We start from the raw sequence: 23,709 nt of genomic DNA on the forward strand, positions 1-23,709 counted from the left end.
GATGGCTGTGCCGTATGCCGACCTGCAACTGCAGTACCAGTCCATCAAGAGCGAGATCGATGCGGCGATCGCCGGCGTGATCCGCGACAATGCCTTCATCCGCGGCAGCTATGTCGACGCCTTCGAGCGCGAATTCGCTGCGGCTGCGGAGGTGGCGCACTGCGTATCCTGCGCCAACGGCACCGACGCGCTTTACCTTGCGATGCGCGCGCTGAAGGTGAAGCCGGGCGACGAGGTGATCACGACGGCGCATTCCTGGATCTCGACTGCGGCGATGATCACGCATTCCGGCGCCACCGTCGTGTTCTGCGACACCGATGACGCGACGTTCACGATCGATCCGGCGGCGATCGAGGCGGCGATCACGCCGCGCACGGTCGGCATCATCCCGGTGCATCTGTACGGCCAGCCAGCGGACATGGACGCGATCATGGCGATCGCGCGGAAGCACAAGCTGTGGGTGATCGAGGATTGCGCCCAGGCCCATCTCGCGCGTTACAAGGGCCGCATGGTCGGCACGTTCGGCGAGGCCGCGACCTATTCATTCTATCCCGGCAAGAATCTCGGCGCGATGGGCGATGCCGGTGCGGTCGTCACCAACGATGCGGCGCTCGCCGAGCAGATGGCGATGCTGGCGCGCCATGGCGGGCTCGTGAAGCACCAGCACCATATCGAGGGCGTCAACAGCCGGCTCGACGGCATGCAGGCCGCGATCCTGTCGGCCAAGCTGCCGCATCTCACCGCATGGACCGAAGCCCGGCAGGCCGCAGCCGAGGTCTACGACGCCGGCCTCAACCAGATCGAGGACGTCGTGGTGCCCGAGGTGGCGCCGGCGCGCAGCCACGTCTACCACCTCTACACGATCAGGCATCCGCGCCGCGACGCGCTCGCCGCGCATCTCAACGCCAATGGCGTGCAGACCGCGATCAACTACCCCACCGCGCTGCCGTTCCTGCCGGCCTATGCACGGTTCAGTCACCGGCCGGAGCAATTTCCCAACGCCCATCGCCATCAGGGCCAGATACTCTCAATCCCGATGTTCGCCGAGATCACGCGCCGGCAGCAGGACGAGGTGATCGATCTGGTCCGCAAGTTCTGACCGCGAGGATGCCCTCGCATCGGACTGGGGGCTTAGCTTCGCTGCAGCAGCGGCTTCAGGAACAGATCCAGATTGGGGCCTGAGAACAGGTGGCCCCTCACGCCCGCGGCGCGGGCGGCCTCGAGATCGGTCGGCTGATCGCCGATCAGAAAGCTTCGTTCGACGTCGACCGGAAAGCGCTCCAGGAGGTCATTGATCATGCCCGGCGACGGTTTGCGTCGATGGCTGACCTGCCGATACCGCTCGATGGTCCCTTCAGGATGGAACGGGCAATATTCGAAGGCGTCGATATGCGCGCCGATCTTGCCGAGCTCGGCTGCCATCCAGTCGTGGAGCTGCTGGACGTGGGCCTCCTCATAGAGGCCTCTCGCAACGCCTGACTGGTTGGTCACGACGAATGCGAAATAGCCCATGTCGTTGACGGCTTTCACCGCCTCGCGCGCGCCGTCGATCCAGACCAGTCTATGGCTCTCGAACAGATAGCCGATATCCCGGTTCAGGACGCCGTCGCGATCGAAGAAAACCGCCGGTCGTCGCGGCCGATCTCCGGAAGCACTGCTCATGAGGTGATGATCCCGTCTCCACGCGGCATGAGCCAGCTCAATAGTTCACAATGCCGCGCGCGACAATGTGGTCTGGGCCACCCGGAATAGTCGGCTCATCGCTCGTCGGCGATCACCTTGCCGTCGTTCGGCAGCGTGCCTGCGCCAACCAGCTCGACGGTGCCGCCGAGCTTGGTCACGGCACGCAACGTGGCCGCTACCTCGTCCTGCAAGGAAGCGGCCGGCGAGGCACATTCTGCTTTCAGCGTCATCGCGTCGGCTTCGCCGGCGCGCGTGACCACGAGGCGTAGCCGTCCGAGTGCGGGATGGCGCTTGCCGATTTCGGCGATCTGCTCGGGGCGCACGAACATGCCCTTCACCTTGGTGGTCTGGTCGGCGCGGCCCATCCAGCCCTTGATGCGCATGTTGGTGCGCCCGCATGGGCTGGCGCCGGGCAGGGCGGCGGTCAGGTCGCCGAGCGCGAGGCGGATCCAGGGATGATGCGGATCGAGCGAGGTCACCACGATCTCGCCGACGTCGCCGGGCGCAACGGGATCGCCGGTGCCGGGCTTCACGATCTCCAAAATCAAATCCTCATTGACCGTCATCCCCTCGCGCGCCGGCGTCTCGAATGCGATCAAGCCGAGATCGGCCGTGCCGAAGGCCTGGTAGGCCTCGACGCCGCGCGCCTTCATCTCCTCCTGCAGCGATTTCGGAAATGCGGCACCCGAGACCAGCGCGCGCTTGATCGAGGACACGTCGCGGCCGCCAGCTGCCGCGGCGTCGAGCAGGATCTTCAGGAAATCGGGTGTGCCGCTATAGCCGACCGGGCGATAGGCCTCGATCAGCTCGAATTGCTGCTCGGTGTTGCCGGGGCCGGCCGGGATCACCGCGCAGCCGAGCGCCCGCGCCGAGGCATCGAAGATGAAGCCGCCGGGCGTGAGGTGATAGCTGAAGGTGTTCAGCACCACGTCCCCCTCGCGAAAGCCGGCAGCAAACAGCGCCCGCGCGCCGCGCCAGGGGTCGGCCTGGCGGCCCTCCGGCTCGAAGATCGGCCCGGGCGAGGTGAACAGACGGGCGAACGAGCCGGGCTTGTCGGCCACGAAGCCGCCGAACGGCGGGGCGGCCTTGTGCAAGGCCGGCAGCTCCGATTTGCGCAGCACCGGCAGCCCCGCCAGCGCCTCACGGCTGCTGATGGAGGCGGGATCGATGCCCCGCAGCAAATTGGCATAGGCGGGCGCCGCCATCGCCTTGCGCAGCACGTCCGGCAGCCGGGCGAACAGGGCGGCCTCGCGCTGGGCCGGATCGCGCGTTTCAAGGGCGTCGTAGTGGTCGGTCATGGCAGGTCCTTGAGAGGATTTGCGCAGGTGGCGTGCCGGTCCGCCCGTGCTATCAGACGGTAACCGCTGACATTGGGACGGTTCCAGGGAGCACGATGGCTGAGGCAGAAAGCGTTGCGGCGGACGGGGCCGCCGATGTCGTCGCGAGGTTGAAGCACCGCATCATCGACCACGCCTTGCCGCTGTGGTCGACGGTCGGCTGGGACGGCACGGCCGGCGGCTTTGTCGACCGGCTGGATCAGGATGGGACAGCCGATCACGCCGCGCCGCGCCGGACCATGGTGCAGGCGCGCCAGATCTACTGCTACGCCAAGGCGGCCCAGATGGGCTGGTATCCCGAGGGCCGCGCGATCGCTCTGAAAGGGCTGGACTACCTGCTGGCCAAGGCCAAGGCGCCGGATGGCCGGCCGGGCTTCGTGTTCAGCCTGACGCCGGACGGCGGCGTGCACGACCCGCTGCGCGACACTTACGGCCATGCCTTCGTGCTGCTCGCGTTGGCGACCGCCTACGGTCTCGACCAGGACGCTCAGATTCGCGCCGAGATCGACGCGCTGCTGTCGTTCGTCGATACGCAGCTGCGCTCGCCCCATGGCGGTTTCCACGAAGGCCTGCCGCCGTCGATGCCGCGCCGGCAGAACCCGCAAATGCATCTGTTCGAGGCGATGATCGCCTGCTTCGACGCGACCCACGATTTGTCGTTCCAGAACCGCGCCGGCGATTTCTTCGCGCTGTTCCTGGCCAGCCTCTACGACAAGCAGACGCACACGCTCGGCGAATATTTCGAGGAGGACTGGTCGAAGATTCCGCCGGTCAGCGTCGAGCCCGGGCACCTCGCGGAGTGGGTCTGGCTGCTGAAGGGATTCGAGCGGATCACCGGGTGCCCGACCGGACGCCCGCGCGGCGAGCTCCTGGCCTCTGCGCTGCGCTATCGCGACGCCACCGGCTGCCTGATCGACGAGGGTGATGCCGAGGGCAACATCCGCCGCCACACGAGGCGGCTGTGGCCGCAGAGCGAATTGGCGAAGGCCTGGATCGCGCAAGCGGAGTCGGGCGAAGCCGGCGCCGCGGACGAGGCCCGCGCGGCACTGCTGCTGCTGGAGCGGCACTATCTCAGCCATCCCGTGGCCGGTGGCTGGTACGACCAGTTCGACCATAACGGCACGTCGCTGGTTGCCACCATCCCGGCGTCGTCGTTCTATCATGTGCTCTGCGCGGTCACCGAAGCCGAGCAGGTGCTCGGATAGAACCGCCTTCCTGGTCTGACGCGTTTTCTGCACACGCAACTCCGCCCGAAAACGCCCGCTATCCTCACAGCCAGCGCTTGCGCCGCTTGAAGCTCTTCAGGTTCTTGAAGCTCTTGCGCTGGTCGCCGGCGCCGCCGAGGTAGAATTCCTTGACGTCCTCGTTGTCGCGCAGCTCGTCGGCGGAGCCGTCGAGCACCACCTTGCCCTGCTCCATGATGTAGCCATGGCTAGCGACCGACAGCGCGGCGCGGGCGTTCTGCTCGACCAAGAGGATCGTGACGCCGAGATCGCGGTTGATCTCCTTGATGATCGCGAACACTTCCTTGACCAGCAGCGGCGACAGCCCCATCGAGGGCTCGTCCATCAGGATCATCTTCGGGCGCGCCATCAGCGCGCGGCCGATCGCGAGCATCTGCTGCTCGCCGCCTGAGAGATAGCCGGCGAGGCCGGTGCGCTCCTTCAGGCGCGGGAAATATTTGAACACCATGTCGATGTCGGCTGAAACCTCGCCGTCGCGCCGGGTGAAGGCGCCGAGCCGCAGATTCTCCAGCGACGTCATGTCGGCGACGATGCGGCGGCCTTCCATCACCTGGAAGATGCCGCGGCGGACGATCTTGTCCGGATCGATGCCGTTGATGCGCTGGCCCTCGAACAGGATCTCGCCGCGGGTGACCTCGCCGTCCTCGGTCTTGAGCAGTCCGGAGATCGCCTTCAGCGTGGTCGACTTGCCGGCGCCGTTGGCACCGAGCAGCGCCACGATCGCGCCCTTCGGCACTTCGAGGCTGAGGCCGCGCAGGACCAGGATGACGTCGTCATAGACGACCTCGATGTTGTTGACGCTGAGCAGTGGCGGCGGCGGGACGGCCGTCGGTGTTGGCCGTGTTGCTTCGACGCTTTGGGTCATGATCCGCATCACTCTCCGTTGTCGTCACCCGCGAAGGCGGGTGACCCAGTATTCCAGAGACGTTCGAAGCCAACGGAGAGGCCGCGGCGTACTGGATCCCCCGCTTTCGCGGGGGATGACGGATTTGTTTGTGGCGATTGTCTCGTCACCAGCCAAACCATTCCGGCTTGCGCGGCAGTTCGACGGTCTTCACCTTCTCGAGCTTGATCGTGCCCTTGGCCATCAGGTCGTTGATGTCGCCATCGGTCGCGCCGGAAACCTTGGCGCGATAGAGGTCGACCTTGGTCGTCGGGCGATGATCCTTCTCGGTCCAGTTCGATGGATTGCAGACGCCGTCCATGCCCGCCGGTACCCAGTCCTTCTTCTGGTAGAAGCCCTTGGCGACGTTCTCGCCGGTGGCGCCGCCGTTCTTGGCGGCCCAATCCAGCGCTTCCTTCATGTAGAGCGCGCTGCAGACCGCGGCGATGTAGTGCACCGGCCGATAGACCTTGCCCGACGGGTCGGACATCTTCGAGATCTCCATCACCGTCTTCATGCCGGGCGCATTGCCGCCCCAGCCGACCGCCGTGCGCAGCGGGAAGATCACGCCATCGGCGGCATCGCCCGCGGTCTTGGCCGCGTTCTCGTCCATGCCCCAGACGTTGCTGAGGAACTGGACGTCGACGCCAGCGGTCTTGCAGGCCTTCATGACCGAGATGTTGGAGGCCGCGGTGTTGCCGAGATAGGCGTAGTTGGCGCCGGAGCTCTTCAGGCTCAGGCACTGCGCCGAGTAGTCGCCGGGCGACAGCGCGAACACCAGCGGCGGCAGCACCTCGAAGCCGAGCTCGGTCGCGAGCGCTTCGCCTGCGGCCTTCGGCGCGTTCGGATAGGGATGGTTGGCGCCCATGTGGACGAATTTCGGCTTGCCGGGCTTGCCCTTCGCCTTCCAATCCTCGGCCGCCCAGGTCAGCTCGGCGCGCAGTGCGTCCGAGTAGCTCGGGCCGTAGAAGAAGTTGTACGGCGCGGGCTTGGCCTTGCCGCTGGTGCCTTCGGGATCCGTCAGCGCGGCGGCGTACGAGCCCGACATGTCGGGGATCTTGTCCTGCGCGAGGAAGCCGGTCAGCGCCTCGGTATCCGCCGTGCCCCAGCCCATGATAGCCGCGACCTTGCCGTCGGGCGCCGACCATTTCTTGTACAGCGCGATCGCGCGCGGCACCTGATAGCCATAGTCGTTGCTGTCGGCATTGATCTGCTTGCCGCCGACGCCGCCGTTCTTGTTGATCCAGGCGAAGGTATCGACGACGCCCTGGCCATACGGCGTGCCGACGTCCGAGGTGCCGCCCGAGAGGTCCTGCAGATGGCCGATGGCGATCTGCGCCTGCGCAGTGGCGGCCGCGCCGCTGATCAGCAGCGCCAGGGAGACCGAGCTCAAAAGGGATCTAATCGTCATTGTTGTTTCCTCCTTTTATCCGTTGAACCGAATTTGAGTTGTTCCAAGCCTCAGTGCGAGAACGGGTAAAGCTTCCAGTAGGCCTTGATCTGCCGCCAGCGATGCGCGAGGCCATCAGGCTCGAACATCAAGAAGCCGATGATGATCAGGCCGATCGCGATCTCGCGCAGGAAGGTAATGTTGTTGTTGAGCTGCAGCGCCTTGTCGATGGCGCCGCCCTTCAGCCATGCGCTCAGCCATTCCATCGATTCCGGCAGCAGCACCACGAAGGCCGTGCCCATCAGCGTGCCCATCACCGAGCCGGTGCCGCCGATGATGACCATGGCGAGGAACAGCACCGAGCGCTCGATGCCGAAGCCTTCCTGGGAGACGACCAGCTGATAATGCGCGTAGAGCGCGCCCGCGATGCCGGCAAAGAAGGCGGCAAGCCCGAACGACAGCGTCCGGTACTTGGTCAGGTTGATGCCCATGATCTCGGCGGAGAGATAGTGGTCGCGGATCGCGACCAGCGCACGGCCGTCGCGGGTGCGCATCAGATTGGTGACGAGCAGGTAGCTGATCACCATGTAGGCGAGCACGACGTAGAAATACTGCCGGTCGCCGCGCAGCGTATAGCCGAAGATCGAGAACGGATTGGCGCTGGCCGGCACCGAACCGCCCGAGAACCATTCGGCGCGCGAGAAGAAGTCGAGCAGGATGTACTGCGCGGCGAGCGTCGCGATGACGAGATAGAGCCCCTTCAGCCGCGCCGCCGGCACGCCGAACACCAGGCCGACCAGCGCCGTGATCACGCCGGCGAGGGGGATCGCGAAGAACACCGGGATCGGCGCATTGTTGGAGATGTAGGCCGAGGTGAAGGCGCCGAACAGGAAGAACGCGGCGTGGCCGATCGAGATCTGGCCGGTGAAGCCGACCAGAATGTTGAGGCCGAGCGCTGCGATCGCGAAGATCCCGATCTGGATCGCGATCGAGAGCAGGTAATTCGACAGCAGCATCGGCGCGAAGCAGGCGAGGGCGACACCTGCGATCGCGAAGTTGCGGCTGGTCGCGGTCGGGAAGATCGTGGTGTCGGCCGCGTAGCTGGTGCGGAAATCGCCCGACGGAATCAGGGTGCTCGTTGCCATGGGGCTCTATGGTGCTCCCTGCCGGGGTAAAGTCATCGTCACGCCCCTATTTGTCTGGGCATGATCGTTTCCGAAAACCGGTTTCCACTTTTCGGCGATCATGCCTAAACCCGCTCGATGTCCTTGGTGCCGAACAGCCCGTACGGCTTGATCATCAGGATGATGATCAGGACGTAGAACGGCGCGATCTCGTAGAGATTGCCCCAGTGCAGATATTCGCTGTCGACATACTGGGCGACGTTTTCCAGCAGCCCGATGATGATGCCGCCAAGCACGGCGCCGCCGACCGAGTCGAGCCCGCCGAGGATCGCGGCTGGAAACACCTTGATGCCGTAGGCGGAGAGGCCGGACGACACGCCGTTGACTACGGCGACCACGACGCCGGCGACCGCCGAGACCGTGGCCGAGATCGCCCACGCCATCGCAAACACGCTCTTCACGGAGATGCCGAGCGACTGCGCGACCTGCTGGTTGAAAGCGGTGGCACGCATCGCCAGGCCGTATTTGGAGGCGCGGAAGAACCAGGCCATGCCGACCATCATGGCGAGCGAGACCACGAGGCTCATGACATAGACGGTCTGGATCTGCAGCCCGAACAGGCTGACCGATTGGCTCTGGAATATGCGCGGGAACGGCTGCGGGTTGACGCCGAAGATCCATTTCAGCGCGGCCTGGAACACGGTCGACAGGCCGATCGTCACCATGATCACCGAAATGATCGGTTCGCCGATCATCGGCCGCAGGATCACCACCTGGATCGCGATGCCGAAGATGAACATGAACGCCAGCGTGATCGGCATGCCGACCCAGAACGGGACCTGGTATTTCGTCAGCAGCGCCCAGCACACCCAGGCGCCGACCAGCAGCAATTCGCCCTGCGCGAAATTCACGACCTGCGTCGCCTTGTAGATCAGCACGAACGACATCGCGACCACGCCATAGAGCGTGCCGACCACGAGGCCGTTGACGATCAGCTGGATCAGGAACTGGGTGTTCATGTGTTATGCTGAGCTGTTCGCCTCGCCCCGCTTGCGGGGAGAGGCCGGCGCGCGTAGCGCGACGGGTGAGGGGGAGTCTCCGCATGCGCGGTGCTAAAGAGTCCAAAACCAAACGAGCGAGAAATTTGCGAAGCGCCTCGACGGATGCTGAGGGAACGCTCTGGTATCGCCTCCGCGCCCGTCGGCTGAACGGCTATAAGTTTGTGAGACAAGAGCCGATTGGGCCCTATACCGTCGATTTCATCTGCCGCGAGCAGCGTCTCGTGATCGAAGTGGACGGCGGGCAACACGCCGACAGTCAGCCCGACGCTATTCGCGACAAATGGCTTGTCGACCACAATTACCGCGTCCTGCGTTTCTGGAACAACGACGTCACCAGCAATCTGGTTGGTGTTCTCGAAACGATCCTCACCACGCTTGCGGAGGCTCCCCCTCACCCGGATCGCTGACGCGATCCGACCTCTCCCCGCAAGCGGGGCGAGGTGAAGGTCAGTGTGTGTCGCGAAGGACGTCATTCCGCGGCCTCCGCGATGGCGGCGCGGCCGAGATCGACGACCTCGAGCGTGGTGCGGACACGCTGCGTGGTGCCGTCCTGGAAGCGGATCACGGTGTCGACGGGGATGCTGGCCTTGCCGCGGTAGATCGCCTCGATGATGTCGGCGTATTTCTCGTTGATGACGCCGCGGCGGACCTTTCGGGTCCGCGTCAGCTCGCCGTCGTCGGCATCGAGCTCCTTGTAAAGCAGCAGGAAGCGCGAGATGCGCTGCGCGGGCGGCAGGGTGGCGTTGACCGTCTCGACCTCTTTCTTCAGCAGCGCGTAGACCTCCGGCCGCGAGGAGAGATCGGTATAGGTCGTGAACGAGATCCGGTTCTTCTCCGCCCATTTCGAGATGATCGAGTAGCGGATGCAGATCATCGCCGCGAGCGCGTCGCGGCCGGCGCCAAGCACCACCGCCTCGGCGACATAGGGCGAGAACTTCAGCTTGTTCTCGATATATTGCGGCGAGAAGCGCTCGCCGCGCGAGGTCTCGGCGAGATCCTTGATGCGGTCGATCACCACGAGCTGCCGGTTGTCATTGTAGTAGCCCGCATCGCCCGAATGCATCCAGCCGTCCTTGATCTCGGCGACCGATGCTTCGGGGTTCTTGTAGTAGCCGTGGAACATGTTGGGGTGCCGCACCACGATCTCGCCGACGCCGTTGACGTCGGCATTGTCGATGCGGATCTCGATGTTGTCGGCCATCGGCACGCCCGTGGTATCGGGATCGACCTTGCCCTCGGGATGCAGCGTGTAGGCGCCGAGCAATTCAGTCTGGCCGTAGAGTGTGCGCAGCGGCACGCCCATCGCCTGGAAGAACTTGAAAGTATCCGGCCCGAGCGCCGCACCGCCGGTTGCCGCCGAACGCAGCCGCGTGAAGCCGAGCCGGTCGCGCAGCGCACGGAACAGGAGCTGGTCGGCGAGCATCGAGTGCTTGCCCTCGGCGAGCGCCGCAAGCCCGGTCTTCATGCCGAGATCGTAGAGCCGCTGCTTGAACGGCGAGGCATCCATCACCCCGGCGCGGACGTCGGCCGCGATCGATTCCCAGACCCGCGGCGCGAACAGCACGAAGGTCGGCGCGATCTCGCGGAAGTCGTGCATCATGGTGTCGGGCTCTTCGACGAAGTTGACCTTCATTCGGGAGAGCAGCGCTTTGCCCAGGGCGTAGATCTGTTCCATGATCCATGGCAGTGGCAGCACCGAAACATACTCGTCGTCCGGCCCCTTCGGATCGAAGGCGAGATAGGTCGCGCAGTGCCGCAGCACCCGCCCTGCCGAGAGCATCGCAAGCTTCGGGTTGGCGGTCGTGCCCGAGGTCGTGCAGAGGATCGCGACGTCGTCGCCCTTGGTGGCGTCGACCAGCCGTTCGTAGAGCCCAGGCTCGCGCGCAGCGCGGTCGCGGCCGAGTGCGACCAGCTTGCTCGCCTCCATCAGGCGCGGATCGTCGTATTTCCGCATGCCGCGCGGATCGGAATAGACGATGTGTTTCAGGTGAGGCACCCGGTCGGCGAGGCCGAGCAGCTTGTCGACCTGTTCCTCGTCCTCGGCGAAGACCAGCTTGGCCTCGCCATAGGTCAGGAGATAGGAAGCTTCCTCGTCCAGCACGTCGCGGTAGAGACCGAGGCTCATCGCGCCGATCGCGTGGGCCGCGATCTCGGCGGCGACCCAGTCCGGCCGGTTGTCGCCGATGATGCCGATCACGTCGCCGCGGCCGAGCCCGAGCTCGACCATGCCGAGCGCGAAATCATGGGAGCGGGTCTGGTAGTCGTTCCAGGTGAATTCGCGCCACAGCCCGAGATCCTTCTCGCGCAGCGCGATCTCGCTGCCGTGCTCCCTGGCGTTGAGGCGCAGCATCTTGGGAAAGGTGTCGGCCTGCGCGGCGCGACCGGCGTAATTCATCATGCCGCGCTCTCCCGCACGGCCGGCTTGTCGTCGGGATCGACCAGCGCCTCGTCCTCTTCGCCGAGATAGGCGCGCTTGACGTGGGGATCGGCGAGCACGGCCGCCGGATCGCCCTCGGCGATCTTGCGGCCGAAATCCAGCACCATGACGCGGTGGGAGATGTCCATCACGACGCCCATGTCGTGCTCGATCATCATCACCGTCATGCCGAACTCTTCGTTGAGATCGACGATGTAGCGCGCCATGTCCTCCTTCTCTTCGAAGTTCATGCCGGCCATAGGCTCGTCGAGCAGGATCAGTTGCGGCTCCAGCGCCATCGCGCGGGCGAGCTCGACGCGCTTGCGCAAGCCATAGGGCAGTGTGCCCGCGGTCGCCTTGCGCACCGACTGCAGATCGAGGAAGTCGATGATCTCCTCGACCTTGCGGCGATGCTCCAGCTCCTCGCGGCGCGCGCCGGTCAGCCAGTACAGCGAGCCCGTGATGAAGTTGTTCTTCAAGAGGTGGTGGCGGCCGACCATGATGTTGTCGAGCACGCTCATGTGGTGGAACAGCGCCAGATTCTGGAAGGTCCGGCCGATGCCGAGCCGGGGCCGCGCGTTCGGGGTGAGGCCGGTGATGTCCTGGCCGCGATAGAACAGCTGGCCCTCGGTCGGCCGGTAGCGGCCCGAGATGCAATTGACGATCGAGGTCTTGCCGGCACCGTTCGGGCCGATGATGGAGAACAGCTCGCCTTCGTTGACGCCGAAGCTCACTTCGGTCAGCGCGCGGACGCCGCCAAAGCGCAATGAGACCCCGCGCACCTCGAGACTACTAGCCACCCTGTTCCCTCCAGATACGGGCGCTTTGGCGCGCTCTTTATCTTCGCTTCGATCCGACTTCGATCTTACGATTCGACCTTACATGGGCCGCCGGAGGGAGACCATCCGACTAATGAAGCCGGCCGGGAGCATCGCTCGCCCCGATCGCCTGCGTCATGCGCGGTAACGCCGCACCCCGCCTGTAAGCCCGTCTCTCGTATCGTCCGCCAGCAGCGATCCATCGAGGCGCTGCGCGCGGCGTTACGCGAGGTGGCTCTGAATACGAGAAAGCGATAGGTTGAATTGTCATGTGCCCGACAATTGGTCAGGAATTTTCGCTGGCATTCCAGGCCTCGGGTCCCTGGCTTCGCGCACGGCGTTGCTGCGGTGCAATATCTAGGCTGGGGTGCCGTCGCTAGAATGATCGCTGCTGATTACCTGAAGCGCATCGCGGCCTGGTCGCGCGAATTGAGCGAGCAAGAAATCGAGATCGCGCGCGCCGGCATTTCCGAGAAGTCCTACCGCGCCAACGAATTCATCTTCATGCGCGGCGACAATTTCCAGTACTGGACCGGCATCGTCACCGGGCTGGCGCGGATGGGCATCGTCTCGCGCGGCGGCAAGGCCGCGAGCTTCGCAGGCCTCACTGCCGGCGCCTGGTTCGGCGAGGGCACCGTGCTCAAGAACGAGCTGCGGCGCTACGACGTGGTCGCGCTGCGCGACACCAGGCTTGCGATGATGGATCGCCGGACCTTCGTCTGGCTGTTCGAGAACAGCGTCGGCTTCAACCGCTTCCTGGTGGGGCAGCTCAACGAGCGGCTCGGCCAGTTCATCGCGCTGCTCGAATATGGCCGCACGCTGGACGCCACCGCGCGGCTGGCGCGCTCGATCGCCTCGCTGTTCAATCCGATTCTCTACCCCGAGCTGACCCTGCACCTCGAAATCACCCAGGAGGAGATCGGGGCGCTGTCGGGAATCTCCCGGCAGAACGCCAACCAGTGCCTGAAGCGGCTCGAGCGCGAAGGGCTGCTGCGGCTCGAATATGGCGGGGTGACGATCATCGAGCTCGACCGGCTGCGCCACTACGGGGAGTGACCGGCTCCGGGCCGCATTCGGCCATTTTCGGAGGCTCTAAAGTCCTGATTTCAAACGATTATGCCATTAGACTTGGAGGTGGCCGGGTGCTACAGACCGGCCTCGTCGGGATCGCGCGGTCTCGCGCTCTCTGGAGATGATATGACGGCTCAGGACTCAAAGCGGCGCGTTGCGCTGATCACCGGCGTCACCGGGCAGGACGGCGCGTATCTCGCCGAATATCTGCTCGGCCTCGGCTATACCGTGCACGGGATCAAGCGCCGCTCATCCTCGTTCAACACCGCGCGCGTCGACCATCTCTACCAGGACCCGCACGCCGGCAACGTGCCGTTCCTGATGCACTACGGCGACATGACCGATTCCACCAACCTGATCCGCCTGATGCAGCAGATCCGGCCGACCGAGATCTACAACCTCGCCGCCCAGAGCCACGTCCAGGTCAGCTTCGAGAGCCCGGAATACACCGCCAACGCCGACGCCATCGGCGTGCTGCGCCTCTTGGAGGCGATCCGCATCCTCGGCATGGAGAAGGAGACCAGATTCTACCAGGCCTCGACTTCGGAGCTCTATGGGCTCGTGCAGGAGGTGCCGCAGAAGGAGACCACGCCGTTCTATCCGCGCTCGCCCTATGGCGTCGCCAAGCTCTACGGCTACTGGATCACGGTGAACTACCGCGAGGCTTACGGCATGTTCGCGAGCAACGGCATTCTGTTCAACCACGAGAGCCCGATCCGCGGCGAGACCTTCGTGACGCGCAAGATCACCCGCGCCGTCGCCCGCATCGAGGTCGGGCTGGAGAACAAGCTCTATCTCGGCAATCTCGATGCCAAGCGCGACTGGGGCCACGCCCGCGACTATGTCGAGGGCATGCACATGATCCTGCAGGCCGACGAGCCCGGCGACTTCGTGCTCGCGACCGGAGAGACGCGCTCGGTCCGCGAATTCGTCGAGCTGGCGTTCGCGGAGGTCGGCCGCAGCATCGAATGGCGCGGCAAGGGCGTCGAGGAGGTCGGCGTCGACAAGGCGACCGGCAATACGCTGGTGCAGATCGACCCGGCCTATTTCCGCCCGACCGAGGTCGATCTTCTGATTGGCGACGCCAGCAAGGCGCGCGCCAAGCTCGGCTGGGCGCCGAAGACGCCGTTCGCGCAACTGGTGAAGGAAATGGTCGCCAGCGATCTCGTCGAAGCCAGGCAGGATGCGGCCAATGGCAAGCACGGCGTTTGAACTGAAGGGCAAGTCGGTCTTCGTAGCCGGCCATCGCGGCATGGTCGGCTCGGCGCTAATGCGCCGGCTGGCGCGCGAACAAGCCGATCTCCTGACGGTGTCACGCGGCGAGGTCGACCTGCGCGACCAGGCTGCAGTCAACGCCTGGTTTGCCGCGAAGCGGCCGCAGGCGGTGTTCCTCGCCGCCGCCAAGGTCGGTGGCATCGTCGCCAACAACACGCTGCGGGCCGAATTCCTCTACGACAACCTGGCGATCGCGACCAACGTGATCCAGGCGGCCCATGCCAATGGCTGCGTGAAGCTGATGTTCTTCGGCTCCTCCTGCATCTATCCGCGCCTCGCGCCTCAGCCGCTGCGCGAGGACTCGATGCTGACCGGCCCGCTGGAGCCGACCAACGAGCCCTATGCCATCGCCAAGATCGCCGGCATCAAGATGGCCGAGGCCTATCGCAGCCAGTACGGCGCCGATTTCATCAGCGTGATGCCGACCAATCTCTACGGTCCCGGCGACAACTATCATCCCGAATACAGCCACGTCGTCGCCGCGCTGATCCGCCGCTTCCACGAGGCCAAGGTTTCCGGCGCCGGCAATGTCGTGGTGTGGGGCACCGGCACGCCGCGCCGCGAATTCCTCTATGTCGACGATCTCGCCGACGCCTGTATTCATTTGATGAAGACCTACTCCTCGCCGGAGCTGGTCAATATCGGCACCGGCGAGGACATCACCATCGCCGAATTCGCCCGCGTGGTCGCCGCCGCCGTCGGCTATCGCGGCGAGATCAGTTTCGACACCTCGCGTCCCGACGGCACGCCGCGCAAGCTGCTCGACGTCGGCCGGCTCGCCAAGCTCGGCTGGCGCGCCACCACCTCGCTCGAGGATGGCATCAAGCTCGCCTACCAGGCCTATCTGAACGAGACCAAGCAGGCGGCGGAGTAGCGTTCCACTGCTTCCACGCCATCATTGCGAGCCAACGGTCGGCGCGAAGCGCCGCCCGATGACAGGAGGTCCTCGCAATGACGGTTTCTTGCGACTACCGCGCCGCCGCGCGCGGCGGATTTTTCGTAAGTGCCGCCGCCATCGCCGATATCAACGGCCGCATGAAGAAGGCGTCTTCCGCCGGATAGATATCGGTGCGCAGGCCATGGGACTTGAGCTCGTCCGATACCGCCGGACCGACGGACGCGATCGGCGTACGCTCGAACCCCTGACGTAACCTGTCCTCGCTGCCGCGCGCCCGTGCCACCTCGATGAGGCGGCGGACCTGGCCGAGATTGGTCAACGCGATCGCATCAATACGGCCTTGCGCCATCTCCTCGATCGCTGTCACGATGTTGGCGTCGGCGGCCTGCGCGTCGTAGACATAGGGCAACACCGTATCGACATCCGCGCCCTGCGCCTTGATCGCACCGATCAGCGCAGCGTGATCCTTGTCCGGATAGAGCTGCAGGCCGAGCCGATGGCCCTTCAGGTCGAGCTTCGACAGCATCTCGGCGACGCCTTCCGAGGTCGGCTTCTCGGTCGTCATCTGCGGCTCGAGGCCGATCTCGCGCAGCGCCCGGCCGGGCTTGGGACCTCGGGCGAATTTGCGCGCCTTGCCGAGGCCGCCGACGAACTCCGCCTCGACCCCGATCCGGCGCACCACCTTCATCAGCCGGCGCAGGCCTTCGCCGGTCATCAGCACGAGGTCGTCGAGCGGCCGCTCGATGGCGCGGCGAATCCAGGCCTCGATCGGCGCCGGATCCGGCGCGTCGTGGATGGTGAACATCGGACATTGCAGCACGTCCGCCCCCTGCTCGGCGAGCAGGCGGGAAAACTGTGCCTCCTCCCGGGTCTCGAGGATCAGGATGCGGTAGCCGTTCAGCCGGTCAGCCATGATGGTCCCTAACAAACATTGCCGTCATTTGTTCGATTTGACCCCTGTGCCGGGATTGGCGCAAGGCCGCCTGCGGTGTAGACGAGGGCCGAAAATGAACGTTCCACGCAACTGCTCAAGCTTTGGTCAATTGGCATGCCCGACCATCAATTCGTTCTGACCCTGTCCTGTCCTGATCGACCCGGGATCGTCTCCGCGGTCTCGACGTTCCTGGCGCATAACGGCCAGAACATCCTGGACGCCCAGCAGTTCGACGATATCGAGACCGGCAAGTTCTTCATGCGCGTGGTGTTCACCGCCGCCGACCTCGCGGTCGGGCTGCCCGCGCTGCAGACCGGCTTCGCCGCGATCGCCGAACGTTTCGCCATGGAATGGCAGATGCGCGATCGCGCCAGCCGCCGCCGGGTGATGCTGCTGGTGTCGAAGTCCGATCACTGCCTGGTCGACATCCTCTATCGCTGGCGCACCGGCGAGCTCGAGATGATCCCGACCGCGATCGTTTCCAACCATCCGCGCGAGACCTACGGTTCGCTCGATTTCGGCGATATCCCGTTCCATCATCTGCCGGTGACCAGGGAGACCAAGCGGCAGCAGGAAGACGCGGTGTGGAAGCTGGCGCAGGACACCAATACCGACCTCGTGGTGCTGGCCCGCTACATGCAAATCCTGTCCGACGAGATGTCGGCGCGGCTGTCGGGCCGCTGCATTAACATCCATCATTCCTTCCTGCCGGGCTTCAAGGGCGCCAAGCCCTACCACCAGGCCCATGAGCGCGGCGTCAAGCTGATCGGCGCCACCGCGCACTACGTCACCAGTGATCTCGACGAGGGCCCGATCATCGACCAGGACGTCGAGCGCATCAGCCATCGCGACACGCCCGAGGATCTCGTGCGCAAGGGCCGCGACATCGAGCGCCGCGTGCTGGCGCGGGCGATCCGCTACCATCTTGCCGATCGCGTCATCCTCAACGGGCGCAAGACCGTGGTGTTCGTGGATTAGAGTGTGGTCCGGAAAAGCGCGAAGCGGCTTTCCGAAAAGGTCATGCTCTAACAAGACGCTAAAGCGCGATGACGCTTCAGCCTGATCTCATCGCGCTAGTGAGCCGCGTTCTGCGGTGCGGAGGCTGGCGTTGACGGCTTACTGGTGTCATCGCCGCGCTCCGCCGCCGGCATCAGGCGCTTGCGTTCCCGTTCCTGCATGAACTTGTCGTATTCCGGGGTGCCCGCCCGCGGCGGCGCGTCTGCGGGCAGTCCGCCGGCCCAGGCCGGAATGTAGTCGGCCATGCCGGCCGAGACCTTTTGGTTCACGGTGCTGCATCCCCCGAGCGCGCAGGCCGCGAGCGCGAGGGCAGTCAGGACAGGGATGTGGCGGGTGAAGATCGGCATTGGCGGCAGCATACAGCCCTGGTCTTTATGGAAGATGATGTCGGGCGCGACCGTTCGGCTGCAATTGTGCTTGTTTGTTGACATTGGCGTTTGATTTGTACGATCGTACAAATGAATCGAGCCTGCGGCGGCCCTGCATGCGCGGATCGGCTCGTGTGAGGGCGTTGAGTTCCGTGACGTGATCTTGGTATCCTGATACTTGTCGCGTGTCCGCGCACGATCGCGTTGCGCGCGACACACGTCCATCGTCCGATTGACAATAGGGCGCCTGGAGACGCCATGTCGCGTTGCGGCTTGGCCGCCACATGCTTGGGTTAGGTTGAGGCAAGGGCCGGGGACTCGGCTCGATGCAGAAGAATGGAAGGGGGAGGGATGTCGATGTTCAATCGTCGCAGGATGTTGCTGTGGGGCGCCGCTTCGGCCGTGCTTCCGGGTTTGTGCGCCAGCTTGCCGGCGCGGGCGGACGACGCCGTCAAGATCGGCCTGATCCTGCCGATGACCGGCGGCCAGGCCTCGACCGGCAAGCAGATCGATAACGCCATCAAGCTCTATGTGCAGCAGAAGGGCGACACCGTCGCCGGCAAGAAGATCGAGATCATCCTGAAGGATGACGCCGCGGTGCCCGACAACACCAAGCGGCTCGCCCAGGAGTTGATCGTCAACGACAAGGTCAATTTCATCGCCGGCTTCGGCGTGACGCCGGCGGCGCTTGCCGCGGCGCCGCTGGCGACGCAAGCCAAGATCCCGGAAGTCGTGATGGCGGCCGGCACCTCGATCATCACCGAGCGCTCACCCTATATCGTTCGCACCAGCTTCACGCTGGCTCAATCTTCCACCATCATCGGCGACTGGGCGGTCAAGAACGGCATCAAGAAGGTCGCGACGCTGACCTCCGACTACGCGCCGGGCAACGACGCGCTGACCTTCTTCAAGCAGCACTTCACTGCCGGCGGCGGCGAGATCGTGGAAGAGGTCAAGGTCCCGCTCGCCAATCCCGACTTCGCGCCGTTCCTGCAGCGCATGAAGGATGCCAAGCCCGACGCGATGTTCGTGTTCGTGCCGGCCGGGCAGGGCGGCAACTTCATGAAGCAATATGCCGAGCGCGGGCTCGACAAGAGCGGCATCAAGGTCATCGGGCCCGGCGACGTGATGGACGACGACCTGCTCAACAACATGGGCGATGCCGCGCTCGGCGCGGTGACGGCGCATCTCTATTCGGCGGCGCATCCGTCCGCGATGAACAAAGATTTCGTCGCCGCCTACAAGAAGGCGTTCGGCAACCGCCCGGGCTTCATGGCGGTCAGCGGCTATGACGGCATCCACCTGATCTACGAGGCGCTGAAGAAGACGGGTGGTGTGACCGACGGCGACAAGCTGATCGAGGCGATGAAGGGCATGAAGTGGGAGAGCCCGCGTGGCCCGATCTCGATCGATCCGGAAACCCGCGATATCGTGCAGAACATCTATATCCGCAAGGTCGAGAAGGTCGACGGCGAGCTCTACAATGTCGAGTTCGCGACCTTCGAGGCCGTCAAGGATTCCGGCAAGACCAAGAAGTGACGCGCGAAAGCGCGTCATCCCGGGGCGCGCATTAGCGCGAACCCGGGATCTCGAATTTGGTGAAAACGATTTTCGGGTTCAGCGCATGCGGGCTGTGCCGGAATGACGCACTAATATTGGGATTCGTCATCTCTTCATGGCCTCAATCCTCACCAATTTGTTCGACGGCGTCGCCTACGGCATGCTGCTGTTCGTGCTCGCCTGCGGGCTGGCGGTGACGCTCGGGCTGATGAACTTCGTCAACCTCGCGCATGGCGCCTTCGCGATGGCCGGCGGCTATATCTGCGCCGTGCTGGTCAACAATTCCGGCTGGCCGTTCTTTGCGGCGCTACCGCTCGCCTTTGTCGGGAGTGCCGTGATCGGCATTGCGCTGGAGCGGACGCTCTACCGCCATCTCTACGCCCGCAGTCATCTCGATCAGGTGCTGTTCTCGATCGGTCTGGTGTTCATGTCGGTCGCGGCAGTCGACTACATCATGGGGTCGTCGCGGGTCTTCATCAGGCTGCCGGCAGCGCTGGAGGGCCAGATCGACCTGTTCGGCGTCGGCATCGGCCGTTACCGGCTGATGATCGTCGTGATCTGCGGCCTACTCACGCTGGCGCTGCAACTGATCCTCGCCAAGACACGCTTCGGCAGCCGTCTGCGCGCCGCGGTCGACGATCCGCGCGCCGCGATCGGGCTCGGCATCAACGTGCCGCAGGTATTCGCCTTCACCTTCGCCTTCGGCTGCGGCCTCGCCGGGCTCGGCGGCGCGCTGAGCGCGGAGATCCTCGGGCTCGATCCGTATTTCCCGCTGAAGTTCATGATCTACTTCCTGATCGTGGTGACGGTCGGCGGCTCGTCCTCGATCACCGGGCCGTTCCTTGCATCGCTGCTGCTTGGCATCGCCGACGTCGCCGGCAAATATTACGTGCCCAAGCTCGGCCCCTTCGTGATCTACACTGTCATGATCGTGATCCTGCTCTGGCGCCCGAACGGCCTGTTCGGCCGCACCGCGGCGCGGTGAGGCTGATATGACCGCGCTGTCCGAGGTCTCCACTCATGCGATGGCCAGCGCGCGCTGGCGGATCAGCGAAGTCGCCTTCTGGGTGCTGGCGCTCGCCTGCGCCTTCCTGTTCCCGTCGCGCTATTTGATCATGACCGACATCGTGCGGCTCGGCCTGTTCGCGCTGTCGCTCGACCTGATCCTCGGCTACGCCGGCATCGTCTCGCTCGGCCATGCGGCGTTCTTCGGCGTCGGCGCCTATTCGGCCGGTCTGCTGGCGCTGCACGGCATCATCAACGAGCCGGTCATCGCGCTGGCCGCGGCCGGTCTGGTTGCGGCGGTGCTCGGCTTCCTGACCAGCTTCCTGGTCATCCGCGGCGTCGACCTGACGCGGCTGATGGTCACGCTCGGCATCGCGCTGCTGCTGGAAGCGCTCGCCGAACGCTTCTCCGATATCACCGGCGGTACCGACGGCCTGCAGGGCATCGAGATGCAGCCGATCCTCGGGCTGTTCGCCTTCGACATGTTCGGCAAGACCGGCCTCTTCTACTCGCTGATCGTGCTGTTTGTCCTGTTCCTGTTCGCCCGTCGCGTCGTGCATTCGCCGTTCGGCCTGTCGCTGCGCGCGATCAGGAACAATCCGCTGCGCGCGGCTGCAATCGGCATACCGGTCAACCGCCGCCTGATCGCGGTCTATACGCTCGCCGCCTTCTATGCCGGGATTGCCGGTGCGCTGTTCACCCAGACCACGGCGCTCGCCTCGCTCGACGTGTTCGCCTTCGAGCGCTCCGCCGACCTGATGCTGGTGCTGGTGATCGGCGGCACTGGCTATCTCTATGGCGGTTTGATCGGCGCCGTCGTGTTCAAGATGCTGCAGGAGCTGTTCCAGAGCATCACGCCGCAATACTGGCTGTTCTGGATCGGCCTCGTGCTGGTCGTGATCGTGCTGGTCGGCCGGGCGCGAATCCACCGCTGGGTGCTGTTCGTGCCGAACCTGATCATCCGGCAGTTCGCCGGCCGCAAGGCGGCGGTCACCGTGCCCGAGGGCGATGCGTCATGACCGTCGCGCTGGAAACCCGCAATCTCGAAAAATCGTTCGGCGGTCTTCGCGTCACCCGCGACCTCTCGCTGAAGGTGATGCAGGGCGCCCGCCACGCGTTGATCGGGCCGAACGGCGCCGGCAAGACCACCGTCATCAACCAGCTCACAGGCGTGCTGACGCCGAACAGCGGACAAATCCTGCTCGAGGGCAGCGACATCACCGGCCTCTCCGTGCACAAGCGGGTGCTGCGCGGGCTGTCGCGCACCTTCCAGATCAACCAGCTCTATGCCGACCTGACCCCGCTCGAAACCATCGGCCTCGCGGTATCCGAACGGATGGGCCGCGGTGGCGACTGGTGGCGGCGGATGGGAACGCGCAGCGATGTCAACACCGAGATCGCCGACGTCCTGTCGCGCTTTCATCTGCTCGACGTGATGACCGAGCTCACCTCGACATTGCCCTACGGCAAGCAGCGCCTGCTCGAGATCGCAGTCGCGATCGCGGCGAAGCCGCGCGTGCTGCTGCTCGACGAGCCCGCGGCCGGTGTGCCCGAGAGCGAGCGCCACGATATCCTGGCGGCGGTCGCGGCATTGCCGCGCGACGTCACCGTGCTGCTGATCGAGCACGACATGGACCTGGTGTTCTCCTTCGCCGATCGCATCTCGGTGCTGGTCAATGGCGGCTTGCTCACCGAGGGCGCGCCCGACGAGGTCGCGCGCGATCCGCAGGTGCGGGCGGTCTATCTCGGCGAGGCGGCCGATGCCTGACCTGCTCTCGATCAAGGGCCTACGCGCCGGATACGGCGAGGCGGTGGTGCTGCCCGATATGTCGCTGGCGCTTGCCGAGGGCCAGGTGCTGGCGCTGCTCGGCCGTAACGGCACCGGCAAGACCACGCTGATCAACTCGATCGTCGGCATCGTCAGGCGGTTCGGTGGTGGCGTCGCGCTTGCGGGCCAGGACATCACGGCGATGCGGCCCGACCAGCGCGCTCGCGCCGGGATCGGCTGGGTGCCGCAGGAGCGCAACATCTTCCGCTCGCTCACGGTGGAAGAGAACATGACCGCGGTGGCGCAGCCCGGGCCGTGGACGGTCGAGCGGGTGTACGAGATGTTTCCCCGGCTGAGGGAGCGGCGCGGCAATTTCGGCAACCAGCTGTCGGGCGGCGAGCAGCAGATGCTGGCGATCGGCCGCGCGCTGACCTTGAACCCGAAAGTGCTGCTGCTCGACGAGCCGACCGAAGGCCTCGCGCCGATCATCGTTGAGGAATTGTTAAAGGCGATCGGGACCATCACGCGCTCGGGCGGCATCTGCTCGATCATCGTCGAGCAGAATGCCCAAAAGATTCTCGGGCTCGCCGACCGCGTTGTGATATTGGAACGCGGCACGATCGTGCACGATGCGGCCAGCAGCGCGCTGAAGGCCGATCCCTCCGTCCTCGAGCGCCATCTCGGCGTCGCCGGGACCAAAAAACACTGACGATCTCAGGGAGTTCACCATGCAGCGAACCAAGCCTCCGTTCCGCGCCGACGAGGTCGGCAGCCTGTTGCGTCCGCCGAAGATCAAGGAAGCGCGCGCCAAATTGGAGAAGGGCGAGATCTCGGCCGATGAGCTGCGCAAGATCGAGGACATGGAGATCGAGAAGGTCGTGCACAAGCAGGCCTCGGTCGGCCTGAAGCTTGCGACCGACGGCGAGTTCCGCCGCTCCTGGTGGCATTTCGATTTCCTCAGCCATCTGACCGGCTGCGAGCTGTTCCACCCCGACATGGGCATCCAGTTCGCTGGCGTGCAGACCCGGCACGACGCCATCCGCGTGGTCGGCAAGCTGGACTTCTCCGATCATCACCCGATGCTCGATCACTTCCGGTTCCTAAAGAAGTACGCCGATCAGGCGCACGTCACGCCGAAGATGACGATCCCGTCGCCGGCGGTGCTGCACTTCCGCGGCGGCCGCAAGCTGATCTCGAAGGAGGTCTATCCGGATCTCGAGGAGTTCTACCAGGATCTCGGCAAGACCTATCGCAAGGCGGTGAAGGCATTCTACGACGCCGGCTGCCGCTACCTGCAATTCGACGACACGGTGTGGGCCTATCTGTGCTCACAGGAGGAGTTGCAGAAGTCGCGTGACCGCGGCGACAATCCGGACGGCCTGCAGGAGATCTATGCGCGCGTCATCAACTACGCGATCGCCGATCGTCCGTCCGACATGGTGATCACGACGCATGTCTGCCGCGGCAATTTCCGCTCGACCTGGATTTCCTCAGGTGGCTATGAACCGGTCGCCGAGACGATGCTGGCCGGCACTAATTACGACGGCTATTTCCTCGAATATGATTCCGACCGCGCTGGCGGCTTCGAGCCGCTGCGTTTCCTGCCCAAGGGCAACAAGGTCGTGGTGGTCGGCGTCATCACCTCGAAGTTCGGGGAGCTCGAGAAGAAGGACGACATCAAGCGGCGGCTGGAGGAGGCATCGAAGTTCGCCCCGATCGAGCAGCTCGCACTATCCCCGCAATGCGGCTTCGCCTCGACCGAGGAGGGCAACATCCTCTCCGAGGAAGAGCAGTGGGCCAAGCTCAGGCTCGCGGTCGAGGTCGCCAACGAGGTGTGGGGGAAGTGACGCGTAGCGT

Annotated in this window: 23 protein-coding genes; 13 read left to right on the top strand and 10 right to left on the bottom strand. The window is 64.8% G+C overall.

Annotated elements, in window-relative coordinates; all coding sequences use genetic code 11:
• Position 1 precedes the first annotated feature (1 nt).
• Positions 2–1,099, top strand: a complete 1,098-nt coding sequence (locus XH92_RS16510) for a DegT/DnrJ/EryC1/StrS aminotransferase family protein (RefSeq protein ID WP_194460135.1) — start codon at positions 2–4, stop codon at positions 1,097–1,099.
• A 32-nt stretch (positions 1,100–1,131) separates the two neighbouring features.
• On the opposite strand, the gene XH92_RS16515 is transcribed toward XH92_RS16510, so the two are convergent.
• Both XH92_RS16515 and XH92_RS16520 read right to left on the bottom strand, forming a co-directional pair.
• Entirely contained in the window at positions 1,132–1,662 is a 531-nt protein-coding gene (locus XH92_RS16515; RefSeq protein WP_194460136.1) for an HAD family hydrolase, read from the bottom strand.
• A 95-nt stretch (positions 1,663–1,757) separates the two neighbouring features.
• Entirely contained in the window at positions 1,758–2,981 is a 1,224-nt protein-coding gene (locus XH92_RS16520) for a phenylacetate--CoA ligase family protein (protein ID WP_194460137.1), read from the bottom strand.
• Between the two features lie 95 nt (positions 2,982–3,076).
• Here XH92_RS16520 and XH92_RS16525 point away from each other — a divergent pair, with 95 nt between their 5' ends.
• A complete protein-coding gene (locus XH92_RS16525) occupies positions 3,077–4,225 on the top strand; it encodes an AGE family epimerase/isomerase (RefSeq protein ID WP_194460138.1) in 1,149 nt (382 codons plus the stop codon).
• 64 nt (positions 4,226–4,289) lie between these two features.
• Here the strand turns inward: XH92_RS16525 and XH92_RS16530 are convergent, their stop codons facing one another.
• From XH92_RS16530 to XH92_RS16545, 4 genes are all read right to left on the bottom strand, one after another.
• Positions 4,290–5,129, bottom strand: a complete 840-nt coding sequence (locus XH92_RS16530; RefSeq protein ID WP_194460139.1) for an ABC transporter ATP-binding protein — start codon at positions 5,127–5,129, stop codon at positions 4,290–4,292.
• A 145-nt stretch (positions 5,130–5,274) separates the two neighbouring features.
• Entirely contained in the window at positions 5,275–6,558 is a 1,284-nt protein-coding gene (locus tag XH92_RS16535; protein ID WP_194460140.1) for an ABC transporter substrate-binding protein, read from the bottom strand.
• 50 nt (positions 6,559–6,608) lie between these two features.
• Complete coding sequence (locus tag XH92_RS16540; RefSeq protein WP_194460141.1) at positions 6,609–7,682, bottom strand: branched-chain amino acid ABC transporter permease; 1,074 nt, start codon at positions 7,680–7,682, stop codon at positions 6,609–6,611.
• A 104-nt stretch (positions 7,683–7,786) separates the two neighbouring features.
• Positions 7,787–8,680, bottom strand: coding sequence for a branched-chain amino acid ABC transporter permease (locus XH92_RS16545; protein WP_194460142.1), 894 nt, complete (start codon positions 8,678–8,680; stop codon positions 7,787–7,789).
• A gap of 83 nt (positions 8,681–8,763) precedes the next feature.
• Between XH92_RS16545 and XH92_RS16550 the strand changes: the two genes are divergently transcribed.
• Entirely contained in the window at positions 8,764–9,129 is a 366-nt protein-coding gene (locus XH92_RS16550; RefSeq protein WP_194460143.1) for an endonuclease domain-containing protein, read from the top strand.
• Between the two features lie 62 nt (positions 9,130–9,191).
• Here the strand turns inward: XH92_RS16550 and XH92_RS16555 are convergent, their stop codons facing one another.
• The gene (locus XH92_RS16555) at positions 9,192–11,120 is read right to left on the bottom strand and encodes a long-chain fatty acid--CoA ligase (RefSeq protein WP_194460144.1); all 1,929 of its coding nucleotides are present in this window, start codon (positions 11,118–11,120) and stop codon (positions 9,192–9,194) included.
• The gene (locus XH92_RS16560) at positions 11,117–11,938 is read right to left on the bottom strand and encodes an ABC transporter ATP-binding protein (protein ID WP_194460145.1); all 822 of its coding nucleotides are present in this window, start codon (positions 11,936–11,938) and stop codon (positions 11,117–11,119) included. Before XH92_RS16560 ends, XH92_RS16555 begins: the two co-directional genes overlap by 4 nt.
• Before the next feature lie 399 nt (positions 11,939–12,337).
• Between XH92_RS16560 and XH92_RS16565 the strand changes: the two genes are divergently transcribed.
• From XH92_RS16565 to XH92_RS16575, 3 genes are all read left to right on the top strand, one after another.
• Positions 12,338–13,012 (top strand): Crp/Fnr family transcriptional regulator, encoded by a 675-nt coding sequence (locus XH92_RS16565; RefSeq protein ID WP_092115508.1) that lies wholly within the window; start codon positions 12,338–12,340, stop codon positions 13,010–13,012.
• Between the two features lie 141 nt (positions 13,013–13,153).
• Positions 13,154–14,239 carry a GDP-mannose 4,6-dehydratase gene (gene gmd / locus XH92_RS16570; protein WP_194460146.1) on the top strand — a complete coding sequence of 362 codons (1,086 nt, stop codon included), beginning with the start codon at positions 13,154–13,156 and terminating at the stop codon, positions 14,237–14,239.
• Complete coding sequence (locus XH92_RS16575) at positions 14,220–15,176, top strand: GDP-L-fucose synthase (RefSeq protein WP_305825872.1); 957 nt, start codon at positions 14,220–14,222, stop codon at positions 15,174–15,176. Before gmd ends, XH92_RS16575 begins: the two co-directional genes overlap by 20 nt.
• A gap of 94 nt (positions 15,177–15,270) precedes the next feature.
• On the opposite strand, the gene XH92_RS16580 is transcribed toward XH92_RS16575, so the two are convergent.
• A complete protein-coding gene (locus XH92_RS16580) occupies positions 15,271–16,113 on the bottom strand; it encodes a uroporphyrinogen-III synthase (RefSeq protein ID WP_194460147.1) in 843 nt (280 codons plus the stop codon).
• Between the two features lie 135 nt (positions 16,114–16,248).
• Between XH92_RS16580 and purU the strand changes: the two genes are divergently transcribed.
• Positions 16,249–17,112 (top strand): formyltetrahydrofolate deformylase, encoded by an 864-nt coding sequence (gene purU / locus XH92_RS16585; RefSeq protein WP_194460148.1) that lies wholly within the window; start codon positions 16,249–16,251, stop codon positions 17,110–17,112.
• A gap of 95 nt (positions 17,113–17,207) precedes the next feature.
• On the opposite strand, the gene XH92_RS16590 is transcribed toward purU, so the two are convergent.
• Positions 17,208–17,498: a hypothetical protein gene (locus tag XH92_RS16590; protein WP_194461294.1), complete on the bottom strand. Its 291-nt coding sequence runs from the start codon at positions 17,496–17,498 to the stop codon at positions 17,208–17,210.
• Positions 17,499–17,876: 378 nt separating this feature from the next.
• Here XH92_RS16590 and XH92_RS16595 point away from each other — a divergent pair, with 378 nt between their 5' ends.
• The 6 genes from XH92_RS16595 (at position 17,877) to XH92_RS16620 (ending at position 23,699) form a co-directional block, all read left to right on the top strand.
• The gene (locus tag XH92_RS16595; protein WP_194460149.1) at positions 17,877–19,058 is read left to right on the top strand and encodes an ABC transporter substrate-binding protein; all 1,182 of its coding nucleotides are present in this window, start codon (positions 17,877–17,879) and stop codon (positions 19,056–19,058) included.
• Positions 19,059–19,194: 136 nt separating this feature from the next.
• Positions 19,195–20,064, top strand: coding sequence for a branched-chain amino acid ABC transporter permease (locus XH92_RS16600; protein WP_194460150.1), 870 nt, complete (start codon positions 19,195–19,197; stop codon positions 20,062–20,064).
• A 7-nt stretch (positions 20,065–20,071) separates the two neighbouring features.
• On the top strand, positions 20,072–21,103 hold the full coding sequence (locus tag XH92_RS16605) for a branched-chain amino acid ABC transporter permease (protein WP_194460151.1): 1,032 nt from the start codon (positions 20,072–20,074) through the stop codon (positions 21,101–21,103).
• Positions 21,100–21,852, top strand: a complete 753-nt coding sequence (locus XH92_RS16610) for an ABC transporter ATP-binding protein (RefSeq protein ID WP_194460152.1) — start codon at positions 21,100–21,102, stop codon at positions 21,850–21,852. The genes XH92_RS16605 and XH92_RS16610 overlap by 4 nt, the downstream gene beginning before the upstream one ends.
• Positions 21,845–22,561 (top strand): ABC transporter ATP-binding protein, encoded by a 717-nt coding sequence (locus XH92_RS16615; RefSeq protein WP_194460153.1) that lies wholly within the window; start codon positions 21,845–21,847, stop codon positions 22,559–22,561. Before XH92_RS16610 ends, XH92_RS16615 begins: the two co-directional genes overlap by 8 nt.
• Before the next feature lie 19 nt (positions 22,562–22,580).
• Positions 22,581–23,699: a cobalamin-independent methionine synthase II family protein gene (locus XH92_RS16620; RefSeq protein ID WP_194460154.1), complete on the top strand. Its 1,119-nt coding sequence runs from the start codon at positions 22,581–22,583 to the stop codon at positions 23,697–23,699.
• Positions 23,700–23,709: the final 10 nt, after the last annotated feature.

The sequence above is a fragment of the Bradyrhizobium sp. CCBAU 53421 genome (assembly GCF_015291625.1).
Lineage (GTDB): Bacteria > Pseudomonadota > Alphaproteobacteria > Rhizobiales > Xanthobacteraceae > Bradyrhizobium.